Source organism: Arthrobacter sp. J156 (genome assembly GCF_056172865.1).
The window spans coordinates 1,209,636-1,228,820 of record NZ_CM149650.1 but is presented as its reverse complement, the minus strand read 5'-3'; the positions used below and the strand labels follow the sequence as shown (position 1 = coordinate 1,228,820).

Sequence of the window (19,185 nt, the reverse complement as noted above, 5' to 3'; positions counted from 1 at the left end):
GTTCTTGTCGCCGAGACCACGACAGGACTCCGCCATGCTCCGACTCCTCTGGACCCTCAGCGTCCATACCCGCACCTACTTGCGCCGCTACATGCCAACCAGCCGGCTCCTCGACGCGATCCGCACCCGGCGCGGCCTCAAGTGGGGCATCCCTGCGATGCTCCTCGCCATCCCATACCTCCTCGCCGCAGCCGTGTGCCGCGAACTCATCGAAGACGGTGGCCCCGGATGGCTCCACCTCCTGGTCATCCTGTTCATCTGGAACGCGATGAAGCTGACCATCATTGGGCCGGTCAGCCTGATCCTCCTGATCCGTGCCCGCATCCAAGAGGCTGCCGCCCGACGGAGCGGGTCTCAGATCGATCGTGTGGAGACGCATGAATCCGTCGAGTTCCACTCGTGACCGTGCGGGACTGTGGAAATAACGGTGTATCCGGCTCGACACGCCGGGCGGTAAGCCTGGCGGGGAGGAGCCCGATATGGCCGCAACACTTGAGGCTGTGCCGAGTACGAAAACCGCTGAAAAGAAGACAGAAGTATCCGAGGGCGACGCTGCGCGCGAGCTGGTCAGAATGGCGAAGGAACAGGGCCTGTCCCTGACCGGGCCGGACGGTCTGCTCAAGCAGCTGACCAAGACCGTGATCGAGACCGCGCTCGATGAGGAAATGACCGAGCATCTCGGATATGAAAAGCACGATACGGCAGGGAAGCAGACCGCGAATTCCCGCAACGGCGTGCGCCCAAAAACGGTGCTGACGGAGACCACGGGCCCGGTGGAGGTGGACGTGCCGCGGGACCGGGAAGGGACCTTCTCACCGGTCATCGTCAAGAAGCGTCAGCGCCGCCTGACCGGTGTCGATGAGATGGTCCTGTCGCTCTATGCCAAGGGCCTGACCACCGGGGAAATCAGCGCGCACTTCGCCGAGATCTACGGTGCGTCCGTGTCAAAGGAGACCGTCTCGCGGATCACCGACAGGGTGCTCGACGAGATGGCCGCGTGGCAAAACCGGCCGCTGGATGAGGTCTACGCGGCGATCTTCATCGACGCCATCGTCGTCAAGGTCCGCGACGGGCAGGTCGCCAACCGGCCCGTCTACGCCGCGATCGGCGTGACGCTGGAGGGTGAGAAGGACATCCTCGGCCTGTGGGCCGGCACCGGCGGTGAGGGCGCGAAGTTCTGGATGAGCGTGCTCACCGACATCAAGAACCGCGGCGTGAAAGACACCTTCTTCCTGGTCTGCGACGGCCTCAAAGGCCTGCCCGAAGTCGTCACCAACGTCTGGCCGCTGACAACCGTGCAGACCTGCATCATCCACCTGATCCGCAATACCTTCCGCCTGGCCTCGAAGAAGGACTGGGACGCGCTCAAACGGGACGTGAAGCCCATCTACACCGCCGTGAACGCTGCGGCCGCCAGGGCGGCGTTCGAGGAGCTCACCGAGCGCTGGGGCAAGAAATACGGGGCCATCGTGCGGCTGTGGGAGAACGCGTGGGAGGAGTTCATCCCGTTCCTGGACTATGACGTGGAAATCCGGCGCGTGATCTGCTCGACCAATGCGATCGAATCCCTCAACGCCAGGTACCGGCGCGCCGTGAAGGCCCGGGGTCATTTCCCCACCGAGCAGGCTGCGCTAAAGTGCCTGTATCTGGTCACCCGATCCCTCGATCCGACCGGTGCCGGCAAGACCCGATGGGCCGTGCGTTGGAAGCCCGCTTTGAACGCCTTCGCCATCACTTTCAGCGACCGATTCCCGGCCGCTGAAAGCTACTAAAAGAAACCGCCGGATACACCGTTAATGAGATAGTCCCGACCGTGCGCTCGCAGCCGTCAGCCCCCTGCTCGGAACCGAGGATTGTCTTCTTTGGGAGCGGTCAATACCTTCGCGTCGCGTGAAGGTATTGACGCTGGCGGGCCGGGATCTACCCGCGATCACCAAACGTTTCGCGCAAGAGATCAGCGGTGCCCGGCGCATCGATGGAGAGACTGTCAAGGACATCCCCGTAGTTGGTCTCGCCGCCCCACACCGCTGTGATAGCGGCGACGATCCTGCCGAGGGCGTCCGGGTGGTCCTGAAACAGACCGGTGAGGAAGCCGTCGGGATGCTGCGCTTCCACATCCCACGAGCTCAACCGGTCGGCGGGGAAGTCGCGGAGGTTGTGGGTGACGATCACTTGAGCGCCAGCGTGGATTGCAGCGGCCAGGACATGCCGGTCGTCGGCATCGGGAAGATCGAGCTGGTCGATCAGGTGCTCGTAGCCGGTGACCGTTACGTCACGGATCGCCTCATTCATCAGGCGGCGAGTGCGATCCAGTCGCGTGGGGTCGAGGTCAGAGCGGTTCACGCGCAGGTTTCGGAACACCTCATCGAGAATCTGCTCCGTCCACTTCGGCCGCACCAGGCCTGCGAGCCCTGCCCGGATCAGTACATCCCGCAGGGTGGAGGGGTAGAGCACGTTGGCGTCGTAGACGACGACCTGCATCAGGCGAATCCGAGCTCGCGGGTCTCCGCGGTCAGCGCGTCAGCAGCAGACTGGCGGCGCTCGTCGTCTTCACGCAGGTAGCGGATCAGCGACGCCGCCTTGACACGACGGTGCGTACCTACCGTGCGGTACTCGATCTGTCCGTCGTCGAGCAGCCCAATCAGGAACGGTCGCGATACACGCAGCGCATCGGCAGCTTGCTGGGTCGTCAGCTCTGCCTGCGAGGGAAGAACGGTCACGCCCTCGCCGTGCGCAAAGCTGTCGAGTACCTGCGCCAGTGCGGCCAGCGCAGACCGGGGCACCTCCACATCGCCGACCTGCCCAGCCAGATGCAATCGCACCGGACCCTCAGCGCCGAGCACTGCGTCGAGCCCGCGCAGAGCAGATACCGCCAGCTCAGTGTCGGCCGGCTCAGGAACCAGCGTCGCGATGTCGCTCATCAGCCCATCCTCCTAATCGAAACAATCGAAGCAGTCGCAATAAGTGTACCCGAGGCGGCCTGGAAGAGGTGGCGTTCGGCCCGCCCACAGGGAAGACGAGCGGCTCGTCGCCCCAGGATGGTGTGGGGAGAAGGCAAAGGTGAACAGTTTTGGGCACTCGGCACGACACGCGGTTTGCTTTGATGCGTAATTTACTACCTCCGGGTGTACTCTCGTCATATGAGTGAACGAGATGACCTGGTAGGCGCGCTGGATCGTGCTGGTGTGCTGGCGGGCATCCGCTGGGCCTTCCTGTCGGCTGCGGACCGTGTGCTGGAAGACTATTCGGAGGCCGCGGGCCACGACGCGACGTGGGTCGGCGTGACTCGGTTCACTCTCTTCCGCGATCGCCTCGATCGCGTGTTTTCATGCCGCCGCTACGCCGTCGCGGAAGGAACGGACGGGCAGACGAGCCTCGACCTTCTCCACGCGGAACTGACCGAGCGCGACATCACGACCCTTCCCGCACTTGATCCTGAGCTCGTTGGGCGCGCTGATCTCAGCGGAAGTCCTGGTTGGTCGCACGAGGGAACTCGTTGGCTCCTCGCCTCGTCTGCGTTCGGCAAACTTGATGAGGTGCCGTGGCCGCAAAAGAGCACCACGAAGCAGCGCGTCGCGCAGCAGCCGACGGACGAACCTGACCCGCCGACGTTGTTCGACCACTTCACAAGCGACGAACAGGCTGGCCTGGCAACCCTGATGGCTGGCTCGAAGCTCGACCTGCACACCCTGGTCGTAGGGCACTCCCTGGATGCCGAGCGCGGCGGTCGCGAACTTGTTATCGGCCAGCCTCGCCTGAACTCCGGGGGTGGCTCCGCCTGGTACTGGAAGCACGACCTTCTGCAGACACCTCCGGCGGATGGTGGACGCCTGCGTCCGAGCGCGCCCATGCCTGTCAGTCCCGACACGACGCCTGACGCCCCGGTCAAGCTCCGCCGTCCGGCGGCTGAGCAGCCAAACCACGGACAGGTTGGTCAGTGAACAGAACCGACCGGACAGCGACCGCAGCAGCCTTCTTCGACGGTGCGCGCCTGACCATGGCGCGTCACCTGGCAGGGCTTCGCAAGAGCGATCTTGCGGCACTGATCAAGAAAAGCCCAACCGCAGTATCGGCATGGGAGACAGGCGCAAAAACGCCGACTCCCTCCACCGTCGCCCAGCTCGCTCTTGGACTCTCAGTCGATCCAGGGTTCTTCGCCGCACGCCCGAATGATGTCGCCAAGGCCAGCGCCCTCCCACACTTCCGGTCGCTGCGATCAACGAGCCAGCTCGCACGCGACCAAGCCTTCGCCTACGGACAGATCGCCCTCGACATCGCCGAATCCCTAGAGCGTCACGTCGAGCTACCAGACGTCGACCTGCCATCCATGCCTGTCGAACTGGATGACCTTGAAGGCGACGGTCCCGAGCGGGCCGCGCAGGAGCTACGCGATGCATGGGCGCTCGGTACAGGACCAGCCGGGCACCTGGTGCGCGCCTTGGAGAACCACGGAGTCCTCGTTGTCTTCAGCCCGAACCAGACTGCCTCAGTAGACGCCTACTCCTTCGACAGCCACCTGCGTCCGGTAGTGATCCTCAACCCCGTGAAGCGCGACTACTACCGACAGCGTTTCGACGTCGCCCACGAGCTGGGCCACCTCATTATGCACAGCGACGCAGAACCCGGCGGACGAATCGTTGAGGAACAGGCTCACAGGTTCGCCTCAGAGCTGCTGATGCCAGAAGCCGAGATAGCCGACCTGTTACCAACGGCAATGAACCGGAGCGCTTGGGTCACCCTCGCCAAACTCAAAGAACAGTGGGGAGTGAGCATCCAGGCGCTCCTCTACCGGGCACGGCGCCTCGGACGACTCGGCGACGTCTCCTATCGCAATGCGATGGTCACCCTGTCCACGCGAGGCTGGCGACGCAACGAACCCGGCCTCATCACGGCTATCGAACAGCCATCCCTGCTGCCACGAGCGATCGAGCTACTTGAAAACGAAGGCATCGAAGAACTCAGCCTCATCGAGCAATGCCGTGTACCGGCAGAACTCTTCCGCCTCGTCACAGCACGCACCCCTCATGCCCCAGAACCGGATCAGGCTGATGCTGACCACTCGCTACCCGAGAGCAAGAAAGTTGTATCTCTGCTGCCGCGACTGAGCGCGCGCGCCGAGAACGAGAACGAGAACGATGCACAAGACTCCCAACTCACACAAGGAGAGACCCATGACTGAACCGAACAAGCGCGTCGTCCAGCGCCGAGACGACGGGAACTGGGAAGTACGCAAACCCGGCTCCGACCGAGCGAGCGCCGTCACCCCCACACAGGCTGAGGGCATCAATCGAGCTCGTGACATCCTCCGCAACGACGGCGGGGGCGAACTGCAGGTGCGCTCACTCAAGGGCACTATCCGCGAGCAGGACACGATCCCTCGTGGGAACGACCCACGCTCGTCCAAGGGCTGAGGGACTAAACAGGATGACGACGAACGATCCCCAGCGCTCAGTTGCGTTCTACAAGGGGAAGACCAACACGGTTGACTCGGAGTCATCCGAGACCATCGCAACTGTACGTCGCGATATTGCGGACGCGCTCAACTCAAAGAATCTTGCTTTCCTGCTTGGGTCAGGGTGTTCGTCGTTCCAGCAGGACGGCCGAGAGCTTGGCATTCCCACAATGGGACCAATGGCAAAGAAGTTCATGAACGCCACCACAGGCAAGCATCGAATCACAGCAACGGATCGGCAGCGGCTGAAATCGAGCCTGGGACTGAATCTCGATGACAAGGACTACGGGAACAATCTTGAGCGCCTCTTGGAAGTCTTGTTCGCGCAAGAAATTGCCCTTCGGGCGAGCACGCGGCCGGCGATGCAAAAGGTGCATGCCGTCGTTCAGCGAGTCATTCGCTCAGTGACTGCGTATGTTCGTTCCGCCTGCACGGACGGTGAGTTTTCTCGCGGTGATGAAACCGTCCTCAGAACCTACATGCAGTTTTATCGTCGCCTGGCACAGAGAGACCGGGCACTCCCGCGCCCTTGGGTCTTCACAACGAACTACGACCTCTTCAACGAGACCGCAATGGATCGGCTCGGCATCCCGTACATCAACGGCTTCCTGGGATCAATCGAGCGTCGTTTCAACCCGTCGGTGTTCAGATACGCCCTTTCCGAGCAACTCGACATCAGCAATCGGAAGTGGAGTTCCGTCGACAGCCTGATGTACTTTGCCAAGCTCCACGGTTCGGTGAGCTGGGAGTCTCGTGGCGACGGATTATTTCCGGTCGTCGAGACGGCACCCTCTCTGATATCGAGTGAGCAACTACTCATCTATCCCAGTCCAGCGAAACAGAACGCCAGCTTTGCCGCACCGTACTCGGATCTGTTCCGTGAGTTCCAAACCCGAGTCGTCCGAGACCAAAGCGTCCTCGTCACCGTGGGATACAGCTTCGGAGATGAACATGTGAACAACATCATCTTCCAAGCTCTTACGATCCCCACCTTCCGACTTGTCGCATTCGTCGACCCTTTCGCCAATGAGACGGTGACGAAGCTCAGAGAGCTCGATGACCCGCGAATCTGGATAGTCGGCACGGAAGACAAGCAAGCTACCTGGAAGGCGCACTACTTCTCTACGCTCGTCGAGGACATATTGGCGACAGGTGGTTCCGACAACGCTGAAGAAGCAATCAACTCCGTTCTGACGAACCTTCTTGGGCGCGGGCACAAGACTCCTGACAGCGGTGCACGCCGTTGAGCGCCATCGAGCGCCGACGCTCCCTCGGCAAAGTCATCGCAGTCAACGCCGAGAGGTTTACCGTAGAGCTCAACGCGGGCTCCGACAGCTTCACGCTTGTCGGGTTCGACGCCCAACACTATGTCGCACGAATCGGGTCATTCGTCCTGATCCCGTTGCAGACCGAGCACGTCGTAGGCGAAGTAGTCGGTCTCCGCGAACGCGAGCTGTCAGCTAGCGAGCAACTCCAGTCAGAGCTTCAAGACACACACGCACTTCGAGCATTGAAGTTCCTAGATGTCGTCCCCATCGGCACTCTCTCCTTTCGCACCGAGGAGCGGTTCCGATTCGGCGTCTCAGTCTTTCCTGCGCTGTACACCGAGGTCCTGTATGCCGAATCGCAGGACCTCGATCGAATCTTCGACTCGACTAACGCGATCGAGGCCGACGAATCATCTGAGATTGAACCAGTACCCACCCGTTTGCGCGCATTCAGTATCGGTACATCGGTCGTCTTTGATGACTACGACGTTAAAGTATCCGTCGACGAGTTCTTCGGTGGCCACGCAGCGATCCTCGGTAACACAGGAAGCGGAAAGTCCTGCACCGTCGCATCAGTGGTTCAATCCATCTTCACCAAACATGATGCCCACGCTGCCGTCGGCGCGACGTTCGTATTCTTCGACACAAACGGCGAGTACAGGCAAGCTTTTGCCGACTTGCCGAAGCCAATCAGAAGGCTCTATGCGCTTGTTCCAGGGCGCGAGGCCCAGGCGCCGCCAAGCGCTGACAAGAGGGAGGATGTAGTCGGGTTCCGACTGCCTCATTGGTTCTTGTCCCCGGAAGAGTGGGAACTGCTACTCCGGGCTAGCGACCGAGCGCAGCGGCCGATCTTGAGAAATGCGTTAGGGCTGACGAGCTTGTTCGCGACGAATGACGCAACTCTCGCGCCGCTTAAGAACCATGTTCTTGCGTCCGCGATACTCGCCATCCTGGCCAGTTCTGAAAGCGCGACGGCGAGTGTCGGCCGAATTCAGGGACTATTGCTCTCTTTCAGCACGCCGGAACTCAATCGGCAGACTGTGCACCCGCACCTTGCTATCAACTTTGGCGCCTTCGTGGCTCCCAATGGACTTCCCAACTTATTGCGGCCGCACATTCAAGACGACGTTGTGCTCCCGGACTATAAGTACGCTCCATTCGAGTTTGGCCTGCTGGAGCAAGCTCTCGATCTCGCCATTCTCTACGAGGAGGCGCACGGCAACCGACACGTCCGCGACTACAGCTCATCAATGCTGACAAGATACAAATCGATTCGCGATCGTGCGGAGTTCGCGTTCTTGCGGCCGGATACGACCACGCTGGCTCCCCACGAGACTGACTCGAAGGTCTTCGTGGACAAATGGCTCGGCCTCATCGAAGAGCAACCGAGTGGCGGACTTCGGAAGCGCTCACAAATCACCATCTTTGACATGAACGAGGTTGAGGACGAGGTGGTCGAGGTAGTCTCAGCCGTCGTGACTCGAATGATCTTCGAGCGGCTCCGACGCTCACACGCTCGAAACACCTTCCCGGTGAATCTCGTTCTTGAGGAGGCGCATCGCTACGTCGCCGAGCGCCCTTCTGACTTTGCGATTGACGCGACCAAGATATTCGAACGAGTCGCAAAAGAGGGAAGGAAATACGGCCTCTTCATCCTTCTCGCCTCGCAACGACCCAGCGAACTATCGCGAACCGTACTGTCACAATGCTCGAACTTTGTTGTACACAGAATCCAGAACCCAGAAGACTTGCAGCACGTTCGACGTATGACGCCGTTCATCTCCGAATCGGTGCTGAGCCGACTTCCGTCTCTTCCGAAACAGCATGCCCTCATTTTCGGCAACTCCGTTAGCATCCCCACGACCTTCCGAGTGCGAGACGCATCACCCAAGCCGAAGAGCGATGATTCGCCGATCCGTCAGGTGTGGTTCACGAAGCGCGATCACATCATCGAGATTTGATCGGCAGTACTCAATGGCCAGTACCTATCGCGCAGTTCGACCAAGTGAGACCCGGAGAGGTCTTGGATGGTTGACGAACTTTTCTCCCGAAGACGAAGGTCCGGCTCGTCAGCTGCTCGACTCACTGCGTTTCGTATCTCTCAGCGACGTTCGAGCTGGACTGCAAGTTCGGCTCCACTCTCTGATCGCGCAAGGGAAGATTCAGGCCCCAGCACTCCTGGTCTCCGCACTGTCCATTGAAGATCTCCGCCTCGGCGAAGGTCGGACGGTCCCTCCGGTGGCTTTCGAGAGTTTTCAGCTCGATGACCCAATCAACGTCGTTCCAGGCAGCGAAGGTTTCGTTGGCAACTTGATTCGCGACCTTGTGTCGCCGGCTCTAGTTGGGGCAGATGCACTACTTGCGCCATCTACGAAGTTGAATGAGCTTCGTGGCAAGCGATGTCGGTCGATCGTGGTCATCACCGATTACGCGGGCTCAGGCACACAACTCCGAGACTATGCGATGGCGCTCGTCCGCCATCCGACGCTAAGGAGCTGGCGATCATACGGCCTTCTCCGCATACACGCGCTCTCGTATGCAGGCTCTTCTCAAGCGCTCGCCACCCTGCAGAGGGAAGACGGTCCCTTCGATGGGGTGTGGACGGTCGAAACAGCTCCCTCGTTTCAGGATGCGCCTTGGACTGCGAACCAGCGCGATGCGATCAAGGGCATATGCGCCCGCTACGTGCGCAGGAAGGATCGGAAGAGAGCGCTCGGATTCAAGGAAAGTGCGGGGCTCTTCGCAACTGATGCAAGTGTGCCTAACAATCTCCCGCTAATTCTGAGGCAGGCACACTCCGGGTGGCATCCATTCTTCGAACGACGTACTGTGCCCCCCGATCTGTTCACGGAGCTAGGAAGCTATGCGCCGGATGTGGTCCTCAAGGATGTTGCCACGCGCATCGGCCAGCCCAGGCTGTCGAGCAATCTGGGTGTGAAGTACATGAGGACTGCCACTGACGAGATGTTTCTCGTGTTGGCCTTGCTGCTCGATCGTTCTCGTTCTGCTTCCGAGCTTGCTCGGGAACTCGGCAAACCCGTCGCGACTGTCGACGTGCTCCTGCGCGCTCTGCGCTCGCTTGGACTGGTCGATGACCAGGGCAACGTCACCTCGACAGGCAAGAAGGAACTGACGACGGGCAAGCGGGCTCCTCGCCATGTCTCCGCGGGCATCGAGGGGTCAGACGCCCCGTACTATCCTGAGAGTATGAGATGAGGGGAAGAACTGGTCTGCTTAGTGATGCAGCCGGCACGTTGTGTCGGCTCGTGGAGTCGACTGGCTCCAGGACGCGGCTGACCGCGTTCACCGGACGAGCTCAGGCTACGCGTGGTGGGGCAAACGCCACCTACCTACGGAGCCTGGGGAGGCGTTCGCCCCACCCTTCGGGACCGGGGGTCAAAGTAAGTGGCTGACGCTTCCCCTCATCTCTACATCGCACAGGGCCTCGCGCAGGGACACGCTGCGGAGGTCGTCTCCCGTGCGAGCATTGTTCGCTCTCGATTGCTTGCAAATGGCGTCCCTCCAATCTTGAGCTTGCGACATCTAGCCCAACTGACCGGAGTTTCCTATGGGTATCTCCGTGAAATAGTCGGAAGAGTCAGGGACCCGTACCTTGATATCAACCGGCGGAAGCGAGATGGCGGAATCCGCGAGATATCGAGCCCCGAGCCCGTGCTCATGGACGTGCAGCGCTGGCTCCTCCACAACGTGTTCTCGTCGGTTCCGATGCACCCCGCCAGTTTCGCGTATCAGCGTGACCGTTCAATTGTTCAATGCGCTGAGCAACATGTGGGAGCGCGCTGGTTGGTGAAGCTTGACCTCCATGACTTTTTTGGAAGCATCCAAGAGAAGCGCATATTTGATCTTCTTCTGCGGCTGGGCTATTCGAAGCTCGTGAGCTTGGAGATCGCCCGCATTTGCACTCGACTTCGCGGCCCCCGGTACGAGGGGTATCAGAACTTCTGGGCGTACAACGCGATCCCGTCCTATGTGGTAGGCAGCCAAGGCGTGTTACCGCAGGGCGCGCCAACAAGCGGTGCCCTAGCGAATACTGTGGCGAGCAATCTTGACGCGAAGCTCCATGATCTGGCCGCGTCAAGAGGGTTGGGCTACACAAGGTACTCGGACGATCTCACCTTTTCAGCTGGCCCAGATTACGATCGAAAGCAAGCTACGGCTCTCATCGCCCAGGTCCGAAACATCGTACGGGACCAACATTTTGTACTGCACGAGAAGAAGACCCACGTGGTCCCGCCAGGTGCAAGGACTGTCGTTCTCGGCCTGCTGGTGGACTCACAGGGGGTCCGGCTTCTACCCGAGTACAAGCGCCGCCTTCAGGTTCACGTTCGCGGCGTGGGGAAGTTCGGCCTGGTAGAGCATGCTTCTCACCGTGGGTTTGAGTCGGTTCTGTCGTTCGTGAACCACGTCGACGGGTTGATTGCGTTCGCGGCAGGTGTGGAGCGTGAGTATGCACAGCACGCGCGGCGAGCTTGGAATGACGCCTTAGCCAGGAGCGGCTACCCACTGGAGGTCTGAACCGGAACCGGCTCCCCGGAAGGCCATGTATGCGGTGACATCGGCAAGTGGACCAATTAGGTGACCAACAGCCTGCAAACCCTGCAAAACGTGACGCCCAGAGCACGCTCCTGAAACACAAAACCCCAGGTCAGGTGGGCTATGAGCCCTACTCCTACCACCTGGGGGTCAGGAGGTCGTGGGTTCGAATCCCGCTAGCCCGACCAGCAAGGGCCCCTGCCGGAACCGAAAGGTCCGGCAGGGGCCTTTTTGGTCCAGCCGACCGCTCCGGACGCCTCGCGGCTCCGGGGGCGGTCTGCCGCAGCAGCGGACCGGAAGGTAGGCTAGGCTGGAATGAGCAGGAACGCCGGAAACGGGTCATGGGCGCCCGTTGCGCCGGACGGTTCCGGGGTGCCATATGGGAGCGATGAGGGAGGAACCTTGATGGCCGTGGACGACAGCTTGGGAGACGCCGGGCGGGTACCGGGCGAATCGGTGGCGGAGACCACCAGCATCAGCCTGCCTCCCCTGGCCGACGGGCCGGCCGCCGACGTCCCGCTGTCCACCGAGGAACGGGCCGCCGTGTCGGCGCTGCCCGTCGGATCCGCCCTGCTCATCGCCCACTCCGGGCCCAACCGAGGTGCCCGCTTCCTCCTGGACCAGGAGCTGACGACGGCCGGCCGGCACCCCGAGGCCGACATCTTCCTCGACGACGTCACCGTCTCCCGCAAGCACGCCGAGTTCCGGCGGGGCGAGGGCGGCTTCCAAGTCGTCGACGCCGGCAGCCTCAACGGCACCTACGTCAACCACGACCGCATGGACGCCGTGGGCCTGCGCACCGGATCCGAGGTCCAGATCGGCAAGTTCCGCCTGACCTTCTACGCCGGCACCGTCCCCTCCTCGAGCGGCCAGGGGCAGCGGTAGCCCGTGGCCTCCACGTCCCACGCCCGGCGGACCTCCGGGTCGACCGCCGACGCCCCCCGTCCCTCGGTCCTGAACATCGGCGAGGTCCTCTCCGAGTTGTCGGCGGACTTCCCCCAGACGACGGCGTCGAAGATCCGCTTCCTCGAGGAGAAGGGGCTGATCACGCCCCAGCGGACCGCGGCGGGCTACCGGAAGTACACGCCGGGAGACATCGACCGGCTCCGTTTCATCCTCGCGTTGCAGCGGGACCAGTACCTTCCGCTCAAGGTCATCAAGGACTACCTCGACACCGTGGACCGGGGCGAGCGTCCGGAGCAGCTGCCGGGCGGCATCACGCTGGCCCCGCGGACCGTGACCGAGCAGTTGGCCCATGAGCTCGCGGGACACACCCGCGACCGCACCCGGGCCGAGCTCCAAGGGGCCACCGGGGCAGGCACCGAGCTCATCGACGAGCTCCTGGCCTACGGCATCATCGCCGAGGAGGACCAGCGCTTCGACGAGCACGCTGTGCGGATCGTCGCGGCCAGCGTCAAGCTCGCCGCACACGGGATCGAGCCGCGTCACCTGCGCCCGTTCCGGGCCGCCGCCGACCGCGAACTCGGCCTCGTCGAACGAGCCGTCGCCCCCCTGACGACGCGCCGGGACGTCTCCTCCCGCGCCCGCGCGGCCGAGACCGCCCGCGAGATCAGCGACGCCTGCCTGGCCCTGCACTCGGCGCTCGTGCAGGGCGCCATCTCGCGTCTGGACCACTAGGGCCCCACTCCGTTGCGCCGGACCGGGACGGAGTCCTCACCCGACCACTGGCATCGCGCCCGGGGACCGCTAGGCTGGACGTCAAGCGAAGCCACCGCCACGAGGATCCAGGAGGCCGGACATGCGGGAGATCGAAGTCGTCGGAGTCAGGATCGAACTGCCCAGCAACCAGCCGCTCGTCCTGCTCAAGGAGGCCCAGGGGCCGCGGCACCTGCCGATCTGGATCGGTGCCCCGGAGGCCTCCGCGATCGCCATGAGCCTGCAGGGCATCGAGACCCCGCGCCCCATGACGCACGACCTGTTGGCCTCGGTCGTCGAAGCGCTGGGCCGCAAGCTCCTCGAGGTCCGGCTCGTGGCCGTCAAGGACACCGTGTTCTACGCCCAGCTGGCGTTCGACGGCGGAGTCGAGGTCGATTCCCGCGCCTCGGACGCCGTCGCACTGGCCCTGCGGGTGGGATGCCCACTGACCTGCGCCGAGGACGTGCTGGAGGAGTCCGGCGTCCTCGTCAGCGACGACGGGCGTTCGAGCGAGGGCGAGGAGGCCGAGCTGCGGGAGTTCCGCGAGTTCCTCGCCGACGTCGAACCCGAGGACTTCGAGACCTAGCGACACGCCCTCAAGTTAAGCTTGAAGGTCTTTGACCTGACGGCCGTTCGGTCGTACCGTCAAGGCATAGAGATTTGACAGCCGGGCCGACGCCTGCGGCCGGCACCGAGGATGGAGGCGTCCCGGTGTCGGACGGTCGTGCCAGGCAAGCTTCCCCGTCGCGGGAGGCCTCGACAAGGAGGGTTCACGTGAGCCGGAGCAGTGATCACCGCACGTCGTCGGGCGGCGGTGCGGGGCAGCCGCCCGTGGGCCTGGCCCAGGGCCTGCTGTTCTCCGAGGACCTTCCCGTGCTGGACGAGGACGCGGGCTACCGCGGCCCGATCGTCTGTAAGGCGGCGGGGATCACCTACCGCCAGCTGGACTACTGGGCGCGTACCGGACTCGTGGAGCCCGCTGTCCGCGGCGCCAAGGGCTCCGGTTCGCAGCGCCTGTACAGCTTCCGCGACATCCTCGTGCTCAAGGTCGTCAAGCGGCTGCTCGACACGGGCGTGTCCCTCCAGCAGATCCGCACCGCCGTGTCCCACCTGCGCGAGCGCGGCGTCGAGGACCTGGCCCAGATCACGCTCATGAGCGACGGCGCGTCCGTCTACGAATGCACGTCGGCGGATGAGGTCATCGACCTCGTCCAGGGCGGGCAGGGCGTCTTCGGCATCGCCGTCGGACGGGTCTGGCGCGAGGTCGAGGGGAGCCTGTCCGAGCTCCCCAGCGAACATGCCGCCGAGGAAGAGGCCTTCCCGCAGGATGAGCTCAGCGTCCGCCGGGCCGCGAAGAAGTCCGCCAGCTAGCCTCCGGACGGCGCCTGGGTCCCCGGGCCGCGGGCGCGCCCCGATTTCCAGAAGAGGCCACGGCCCCACCGCGAGTCGGTGGGGCCGTGGCCTTTCGTGCGGAATGCTCCGACGGCGGCCCCTGGGCCAGGGCGGTCCCTCGGCGTCGGTCGCCGCGACGGAGTCGGCGTCAGCGCTTGCGGCTGCGGCGGCTGCCGGAGTCGGTGACGTTGCGGAGCAGCTCGTCGAACAAGCCGGCCGACTGCCGCGCGGAGTCCCCGGGCCACTGGTGCACGGCGTAGGCGGCACCCTGGATCTGCTGCCAGTTGGCCTGCTCGGGCAGGACGGGGGAGAGCAGGGATCCGCCGAACATCGAGCGCATCTCCTCGAGCCGGAACCGCTGCTCGGCCGAGGAGGAACGGTACCGGTTGGCGACGACGCCGGCCGTGGAGACGTCGGGCGCGAACTCGCGGCGGAAGAGGTTCAGCGCGCGCATCGTCCGCTCGGTACCGGCCACGGAGAAGAGGCTCGGCTCGGCGACGAGCAGGACGGAGTTGCTGGCCGTCCAGGCCATGCGGGTCAGGCCGCTGAGCGACGGCGGGCAGTCGATCAGGACGAGCGAGTAGCCGGAGACGCGGGACAGCAGGGTCTTGAGCCGGCGAAGGTCGCGGACGCGTAGATCGGGGCGGTCGTAGATGCCGGCGAAGGCCCCGCCCACGGCCACGTCCAGGACCGGGGTGCGCGCCGCATCGGCGGCCGCCGCCCGCGCCACCCAGGGGCTTGTCGTGGCGGACGCGCCCAGATCTGCCTTGCGCGCCGCCTTGAGCAGGTGTCCGATGTCGGTCCCGGGTGCGGCCTGGACGCCGAGGCCGGTGCTCGCGTCGGCGTGCGGATCGAGGTCGATCACGAGGGTGGGAGTGCCCGCGGCGAGCGCCGCCGAGGCCAGGCCCAGTGTTACGGAGGTCTTGCCGACGCCACCCTTGAGACTGCTGATGCTCACTACCTGCACGGAACGGACCACGACCTCTTCTGTGTTGCTTCCCTGTTTCGGCTCACCGTCCATCATAAGGTTGCGCCGCAGTGGCACTGGACAGGCGCGGGACGCGCGCTGCCGCGCCGCCGCCCGGACCGCTGGCCCGTCTCCCCGGCCCGGAGGTACGACGGCGGATCGGACCCGGTCCCGGAGCGGAAGCGGGGCCCGGGCCCCGTCCCGGACGGGGTCGCCGGCGGCCTTCCGTGCGTGACGGAGGGGCGCGTAGCAATGTTTCTGGGTGTGCCGTGCGCCACGGTAGGGTGACATCAGTTCCCGGCCCACGGGCGTTGGACCCGAGTATGACGGCGTGCCGGGCCGGAGGGCTGCAGGAACCGTCCATCCCTTGAGTTTCCAGGAGCACCATGTTTTCGAAGGTTCTGGTGGCCAACCGCGGCGAGATCGCGATTCGTGCGTTCCGTGCCGGTTACGAGCTCGGCGCGAAGACCGTGGCCGTATACCCGTATGAGGATCGGGGGTCGATCCACCGGCAGAAGGCCGACGAGGCCTATCAGATCGGCGAGGAAGGCCATCCGGTCCGGGCGTACCTGGACGTGCCGGAGATCATCCGGGTGGCGAAGGAGTCCGGGGCGGACGCGATCTACCCGGGCTATGGCTTCCTGTCGGAGAACCCGGAACTGGCCCGCGCGGCGCGCGAGGCCGGGATCACGTTCGTCGGTCCTCCGCCGGAGGTGTTGGAGCTGGCGGGCAACAAGGTCGCCGCGCTGAAGGCCGCCCGTGAGGCGGGCGTTCCGGTGCTGCGTTCCTCGGAGCCGAGCGACGACGTCGAGTTCCTCCTCGGGGCGGCGGACGAGATCGGCTTCCCGATCTTCGTCAAGGCCGTCGCGGGAGGCGGCGGGCGCGGCATGCGACGCGTCGACACCCGTGAGGCGCTGCCGGACGCGCTCTCGGCCGCGATGCGCGAGGCCGGGACGGCGTTCGGGGATCCGACGGTGTTCCTCGAGCAGGCCGTGCTGCGTCCGCGCCATATCGAGGTGCAGATCCTGGCCGATGGCGCGGGGAACGTGGTGCACCTCTTCGAGCGGGACTGCTCGCTGCAGCGCCGGCACCAGAAGGTCATCGAGATCGCGCCGGCCCCGCAGCTGGACGATTCGATCCGGCAGGCGCTCTTCGCCGACGCGGTGAAGTTCGCCAAGGCCCTGGACTACCAGAACGCGGGAACGGTGGAGTTCCTGGTCGACACGGTCGGCGAACGCGCCGGCCAGCACGTGTTCATCGAGATGAACCCGCGCATCCAGGTCGAACACACCGTGACCGAGGAGATCACCGACGTCGACCTCGTCTCGGCCCAGATGCGCATCGCGGCGGGGGAGACGCTGGAGGACCTGGACATCCGGCAGGAGGACTTGCGGGTCCGCGGCGCGGCGCTGCAGTGCCGCATCACCACGGAGGACCCGGCCAACGGCTTCCGTCCGGACGTGGGCACCATCACGGTCTACCGTTCCGCGGGCGGGTCCGGCGTGCGCCTGGACGGCGGGACGATCTACACGGGGGCGGAGGTCTCCCCGCACTTCGATTCGATGCTGGTGAAGCTGACGTGCCGCGGGCGGGACTACGAGATGGCGGTGCGCCGGGCCCGGCGCGCGCTGGCGGAGTTCCGGGTGCGCGGGGTCGCGACGAACATCCCGTTCCTGATGAACGTGCTGGATGATCCGCAGTTCGTGGCCGGGGACGTCGCGACGGACTTCATCGACTCGCGCCCGGACCTGCTGCTGGGCAACCGTTCCCAGGACCGGGGCACGAAGGCGCTGACGTTCCTGGCGGACGTGACGGTGAACAAGCCCCACGGGGAACGCCGGGAGGGCATCGATCCGCGGGAGAAGCTGCCGTACTACCCGGGGGACAAGTCCGAGGAGCCGTTCCGTTCCCCCTTCGACGGGCCGTCCTCGCACGAGCCCGCTCCGGGCTGGCGGCAGCGCTTGCTGGAGCTGGGCCCGGAGGGCTTCGCGAAGGCGCTGCGGGCCCAGGAGGCGGTGGCGGTGACGGACACGACGTTCCGCGACGCGCACCAGTCGCTGCTGGCCACACGCGTGCGGACCCGGGACCTGCTGGCCGCGGCCCCGGCGTTCGCGCATACCCTGCCGCAGCTGTTCTCGATGGAGGTCTGGGGCGGGGCGACGTACGACGTCGCGCTGCGCTTCCTCGGCGAGGACCCGTGGGAACGCCTGGCGCTGCTGCGCGCGGAGCTGCCGAACATCCCGCTGCAGATGCTGCTGCGCGGGCGCAACACGGTCGGCTACACCCCGTACCCGACCGAGGTCACGGACGCGTTCGTGAAGGAGGCGGCGGAGACCGGGATCGACATCTTCCGGATCTTCGACGCCCTGAACGACGTCTCGCAGATGGAACCGGCGATCCGCGCGGTGCGGGCCACGGGCACGGCGGTCGCCGAGGTCGCCCTGTGCTACACGGGCAACCTGCTGGACCCGGACGAGGACCTCTACACCCTGGACTACTACCTGGACCTGGCGCAGCGGATCGTGGACGCCGGCGCGCACATCCTGGCGATCAAGGACATGGCGGGCCTGCTGCGCCCGGCGGCCGCGGCGAAGCTCGTCGCCGCGCTGCGCGAGCGCTTCGAGCTGCCAGTGCACCTGCACACCCACGACACCGCGGGCGGGCAGCTCGCCACGCTCATGGCCGCGATCGACGCGGGCGTGGACGCCGTGGACGTCGCGACGGCCTCGATGGCCGGGACCACGTCCCAGCCCCCGGCCTCGGCCCTCGTCGCGGCCCTCGCGCACACCGCCCGGGACACGGGCATCCCGCTGGCCGCGGCCGCGGCGATGGAGCCGTACTGGGAATCGGTGCGGGCGTTGTACGCGCCGTTCGAGTCGGGCCTGGCCGGGCCGACGGGGCGGGTCTACCGGCACGAGATCCCGGGCGGGCAGCTCTCGAACCTGCGCCAGCAGGCGATCGCGCTGGGCCTGGGCGAGCGTTTCGAGGCCATCGAGGACATGTACACGGCGGCGAACAACATCCTGGGCCGCCTGGTCAAGGTCACCCCGTCCTCGAAGGTCGTGGGCGACCTGGCCCTGCAGCTCGTGGGCATGAACGTGGACCCGGCGGCGTTCGAGGCCGACCCGGCCGCGTTCGACATCCCGGAATCGGTCATCCAGTTCCTCGCCGGGGAGCTCGGGGACCCGCCGGGCGGCTGGCCCGAGCCGTTCCGCTCCAAGGCGTTGGCCGGGCGCAGCGTGAAGACCCGCGTCGAGGAGCTCGACGCCGAGGACCAGAAGGGGCTGCGGGCCGATTCGGCGACCCGCCGGGCGACGCTGAACCGCCTGCTCTTCCCCGGCCCGGCGCGGGACTTCGAGAAGACCCGCAGCGAGTACGGCGACGTGTCGATGCTGCATACCCGGGACTACCTCTACGGGCTCACCCTGCACCACGAGCACGTGATCTCCCTCGGCAAGGGCGTGCGCCTGCTGGCCACCCTGCAGGCCATCAGCGAGCCCGACGAGAAGGGCATGCGCTCCGTGATGTGCACGCTCAATGGTCAGATGCGCCAGATCATCGTCCGCGATAGGAACGTGGAATCCACCGTGAAGTCGGCCGAGAAGGCCGACCCGGCCAACCCCGGCCACGTCCCCGCCCCGTTCGCCGGCGCCGTCACCGCGGTCGTCGCGGTCGGCGACACCGTCGAGCCCGGCGGGACGGTCGCCACGATCGAGGCCATGAAGATGGAGGCCGCGATCACCTCCCCGGCCGGCGGCAAGGTCGCCCGGCTCGCGATCGACGGCACCGCCCAGGTCCAGGGCGGCGACCTCCTGGTGGTCATCGACCCCGCCTGAGGCACTCCTCGCGCAGCGCCAGCCGACGGGGCGGCCGTACTCCGGTGCGGCCGCCCCGCG

At 65.0% G+C, this 19,185-nt stretch carries 17 protein-coding genes and 1 tRNA gene; 15 read left to right on the top strand and 3 right to left on the bottom strand.

The features are described 5' to 3' along the window. Nucleotides 1–34: 34 nt before the first annotated feature. Nucleotides 35–403 carry a hypothetical protein gene (locus AC0QR5_RS05685; RefSeq protein WP_045247699.1) on the top strand — a complete coding sequence of 123 codons (369 nt, stop codon included), beginning with the start codon at nucleotides 35–37 and terminating at the stop codon, nucleotides 401–403. 76 nt (nucleotides 404–479) lie between these two features. Beyond that, complete coding sequence (locus AC0QR5_RS05680) at nucleotides 480–1,772, top strand: IS256 family transposase (protein ID WP_400588025.1); 1,293 nt, start codon at nucleotides 480–482, stop codon at nucleotides 1,770–1,772. Nucleotides 1,773–1,920: 148 nt separating this feature from the next. On the opposite strand, the gene AC0QR5_RS05675 is transcribed toward AC0QR5_RS05680, so the two are convergent. Together AC0QR5_RS05675 and AC0QR5_RS05670 are read right to left on the bottom strand one after the other, a co-directional pair. Then, nucleotides 1,921–2,481: a PIN domain-containing protein gene (locus AC0QR5_RS05675; protein WP_045247700.1), complete on the bottom strand. Its 561-nt coding sequence runs from the start codon at nucleotides 2,479–2,481 to the stop codon at nucleotides 1,921–1,923. Beyond that, complete coding sequence (locus AC0QR5_RS05670) at nucleotides 2,481–2,921, bottom strand: helix-turn-helix domain-containing protein (protein WP_045247701.1); 441 nt, start codon at nucleotides 2,919–2,921, stop codon at nucleotides 2,481–2,483. The genes AC0QR5_RS05675 and AC0QR5_RS05670 overlap by 1 nt, the downstream gene beginning before the upstream one ends. Nucleotides 2,922–3,140: 219 nt before the next feature. Here AC0QR5_RS05670 and AC0QR5_RS05665 point away from each other — a divergent pair, with 219 nt between their 5' ends. The 12 genes from AC0QR5_RS05665 to AC0QR5_RS05610 all read left to right on the top strand — a co-directional run bounded on the left by AC0QR5_RS05665 (nucleotide 3,141) and on the right by AC0QR5_RS05610 (nucleotide 14,301). Next, complete coding sequence (locus tag AC0QR5_RS05665) at nucleotides 3,141–3,941, top strand: hypothetical protein (protein WP_045247702.1); 801 nt, start codon at nucleotides 3,141–3,143, stop codon at nucleotides 3,939–3,941. Then, the gene (locus AC0QR5_RS05660; RefSeq protein ID WP_048809061.1) at nucleotides 3,938–5,179 is read left to right on the top strand and encodes a helix-turn-helix domain-containing protein; all 1,242 of its coding nucleotides are present in this window, start codon (nucleotides 3,938–3,940) and stop codon (nucleotides 5,177–5,179) included. The genes AC0QR5_RS05665 and AC0QR5_RS05660 overlap by 4 nt, the downstream gene beginning before the upstream one ends. Next, nucleotides 5,172–5,411, top strand: coding sequence for a DUF2188 domain-containing protein (locus tag AC0QR5_RS05655; RefSeq protein WP_045247703.1), 240 nt, complete (start codon nucleotides 5,172–5,174; stop codon nucleotides 5,409–5,411). Before AC0QR5_RS05660 ends, AC0QR5_RS05655 begins: the two co-directional genes overlap by 8 nt. 13 nt (nucleotides 5,412–5,424) lie before the next feature. Further along, a complete protein-coding gene (locus tag AC0QR5_RS05650; protein WP_045247704.1) occupies nucleotides 5,425–6,699 on the top strand; it encodes an SIR2 family protein in 1,275 nt (424 codons plus the stop codon). Beyond that, the gene (locus AC0QR5_RS05645; RefSeq protein WP_045247705.1) at nucleotides 6,696–8,681 is read left to right on the top strand and encodes an ATP-binding protein; all 1,986 of its coding nucleotides are present in this window, start codon (nucleotides 6,696–6,698) and stop codon (nucleotides 8,679–8,681) included. The genes AC0QR5_RS05650 and AC0QR5_RS05645 overlap by 4 nt, the downstream gene beginning before the upstream one ends. Continuing rightward, a complete protein-coding gene (locus AC0QR5_RS05640; RefSeq protein WP_048809062.1) occupies nucleotides 8,623–9,936 on the top strand; it encodes a phosphoribosyltransferase-like protein in 1,314 nt (437 codons plus the stop codon). Before AC0QR5_RS05645 ends, AC0QR5_RS05640 begins: the two co-directional genes overlap by 59 nt. Nucleotides 9,937–10,398: 462 nt before the next feature. Continuing rightward, a complete protein-coding gene (locus AC0QR5_RS05635) occupies nucleotides 10,399–11,256 on the top strand; it encodes a reverse transcriptase family protein (protein WP_245610974.1) in 858 nt (285 codons plus the stop codon). A gap of 135 nt (nucleotides 11,257–11,391) precedes the next feature. Further along, nucleotides 11,392–11,462 (top strand) — tRNA-OTHER (locus AC0QR5_RS05630). Nucleotides 11,463–11,685: 223 nt separating this feature from the next. Next, on the top strand, nucleotides 11,686–12,159 hold the full coding sequence (locus AC0QR5_RS05625) for an FHA domain-containing protein (protein ID WP_329862977.1): 474 nt from the start codon (nucleotides 11,686–11,688) through the stop codon (nucleotides 12,157–12,159). A gap of 3 nt (nucleotides 12,160–12,162) precedes the next feature. Further along, nucleotides 12,163–12,912: a transcriptional regulator FtsR gene (gene ftsR, locus AC0QR5_RS05620; RefSeq protein WP_430632802.1), complete on the top strand. Its 750-nt coding sequence runs from the start codon at nucleotides 12,163–12,165 to the stop codon at nucleotides 12,910–12,912. A 121-nt stretch (nucleotides 12,913–13,033) separates the two neighbouring features. Next, nucleotides 13,034–13,516: a bifunctional nuclease family protein gene (locus AC0QR5_RS05615; protein ID WP_329862979.1), complete on the top strand. Its 483-nt coding sequence runs from the start codon at nucleotides 13,034–13,036 to the stop codon at nucleotides 13,514–13,516. Nucleotides 13,517–13,761: 245 nt separating this feature from the next. Continuing rightward, on the top strand, nucleotides 13,762–14,301 hold the full coding sequence (locus AC0QR5_RS05610) for a MerR family transcriptional regulator (RefSeq protein WP_329862986.1): 540 nt from the start codon (nucleotides 13,762–13,764) through the stop codon (nucleotides 14,299–14,301). 169 nt (nucleotides 14,302–14,470) lie between these two features. Here AC0QR5_RS05610 and AC0QR5_RS05605 read toward each other — a convergent pair whose 3' ends face one another. Next, nucleotides 14,471–15,289: a ParA family protein gene (locus tag AC0QR5_RS05605; RefSeq protein WP_329862980.1), complete on the bottom strand. Its 819-nt coding sequence runs from the start codon at nucleotides 15,287–15,289 to the stop codon at nucleotides 14,471–14,473. A gap of 386 nt (nucleotides 15,290–15,675) precedes the next feature. On the opposite strand from AC0QR5_RS05605, the gene AC0QR5_RS05600 reads away from it, so the two are divergent. Continuing rightward, entirely contained in the window at nucleotides 15,676–19,125 is a 3,450-nt protein-coding gene (locus AC0QR5_RS05600) for a pyruvate carboxylase (RefSeq protein ID WP_430970754.1), read from the top strand. Nucleotides 19,126–19,185: the final 60 nt, after the last annotated feature.

What these genes read in the sequence shown, in the direction of transcription:
- AC0QR5_RS05665 (WP_045247702.1), top strand. Translation starts at nt 3,141, where the DNA reads ATGAGTGAACGAGATGACCTGGTAGGCGCGCTGGATCGTGCTGGTGTG.
- AC0QR5_RS05655 (WP_045247703.1), top strand. Translation starts at nt 5,172, where the DNA reads ATGACTGAACCGAACAAGCGCGTCGTCCAGCGCCGAGACGACGGGAAC.
- AC0QR5_RS05635 (WP_245610974.1), top strand. Translation starts at nt 10,399, where the DNA reads ATGGACGTGCAGCGCTGGCTCCTCCACAACGTGTTCTCGTCGGTTCCG.
- AC0QR5_RS05640 (WP_048809062.1), top strand. Translation starts at nt 8,623, where the DNA reads ATGATTCGCCGATCCGTCAGGTGTGGTTCACGAAGCGCGATCACATCA.
- AC0QR5_RS05685 (WP_045247699.1), top strand. Translation starts at nt 35, where the DNA reads ATGCTCCGACTCCTCTGGACCCTCAGCGTCCATACCCGCACCTACTTG.
- AC0QR5_RS05680 (WP_400588025.1), top strand. Translation starts at nt 480, where the DNA reads ATGGCCGCAACACTTGAGGCTGTGCCGAGTACGAAAACCGCTGAAAAG.
- AC0QR5_RS05650 (WP_045247704.1), top strand. Translation starts at nt 5,425, where the DNA reads ATGACGACGAACGATCCCCAGCGCTCAGTTGCGTTCTACAAGGGGAAG.
- AC0QR5_RS05675 (WP_045247700.1), bottom strand. Translation starts at nt 2,481, where the DNA reads ATGCAGGTCGTCGTCTACGACGCCAACGTGCTCTACCCCTCCACCCTG.
- AC0QR5_RS05600 (WP_430970754.1), top strand. Translation starts at nt 15,676, where the DNA reads ATGTTTTCGAAGGTTCTGGTGGCCAACCGCGGCGAGATCGCGATTCGT.
- AC0QR5_RS05615 (WP_329862979.1), top strand. Translation starts at nt 13,034, where the DNA reads ATGCGGGAGATCGAAGTCGTCGGAGTCAGGATCGAACTGCCCAGCAAC.
- AC0QR5_RS05670 (WP_045247701.1), bottom strand. Translation starts at nt 2,921, where the DNA reads ATGAGCGACATCGCGACGCTGGTTCCTGAGCCGGCCGACACTGAGCTG.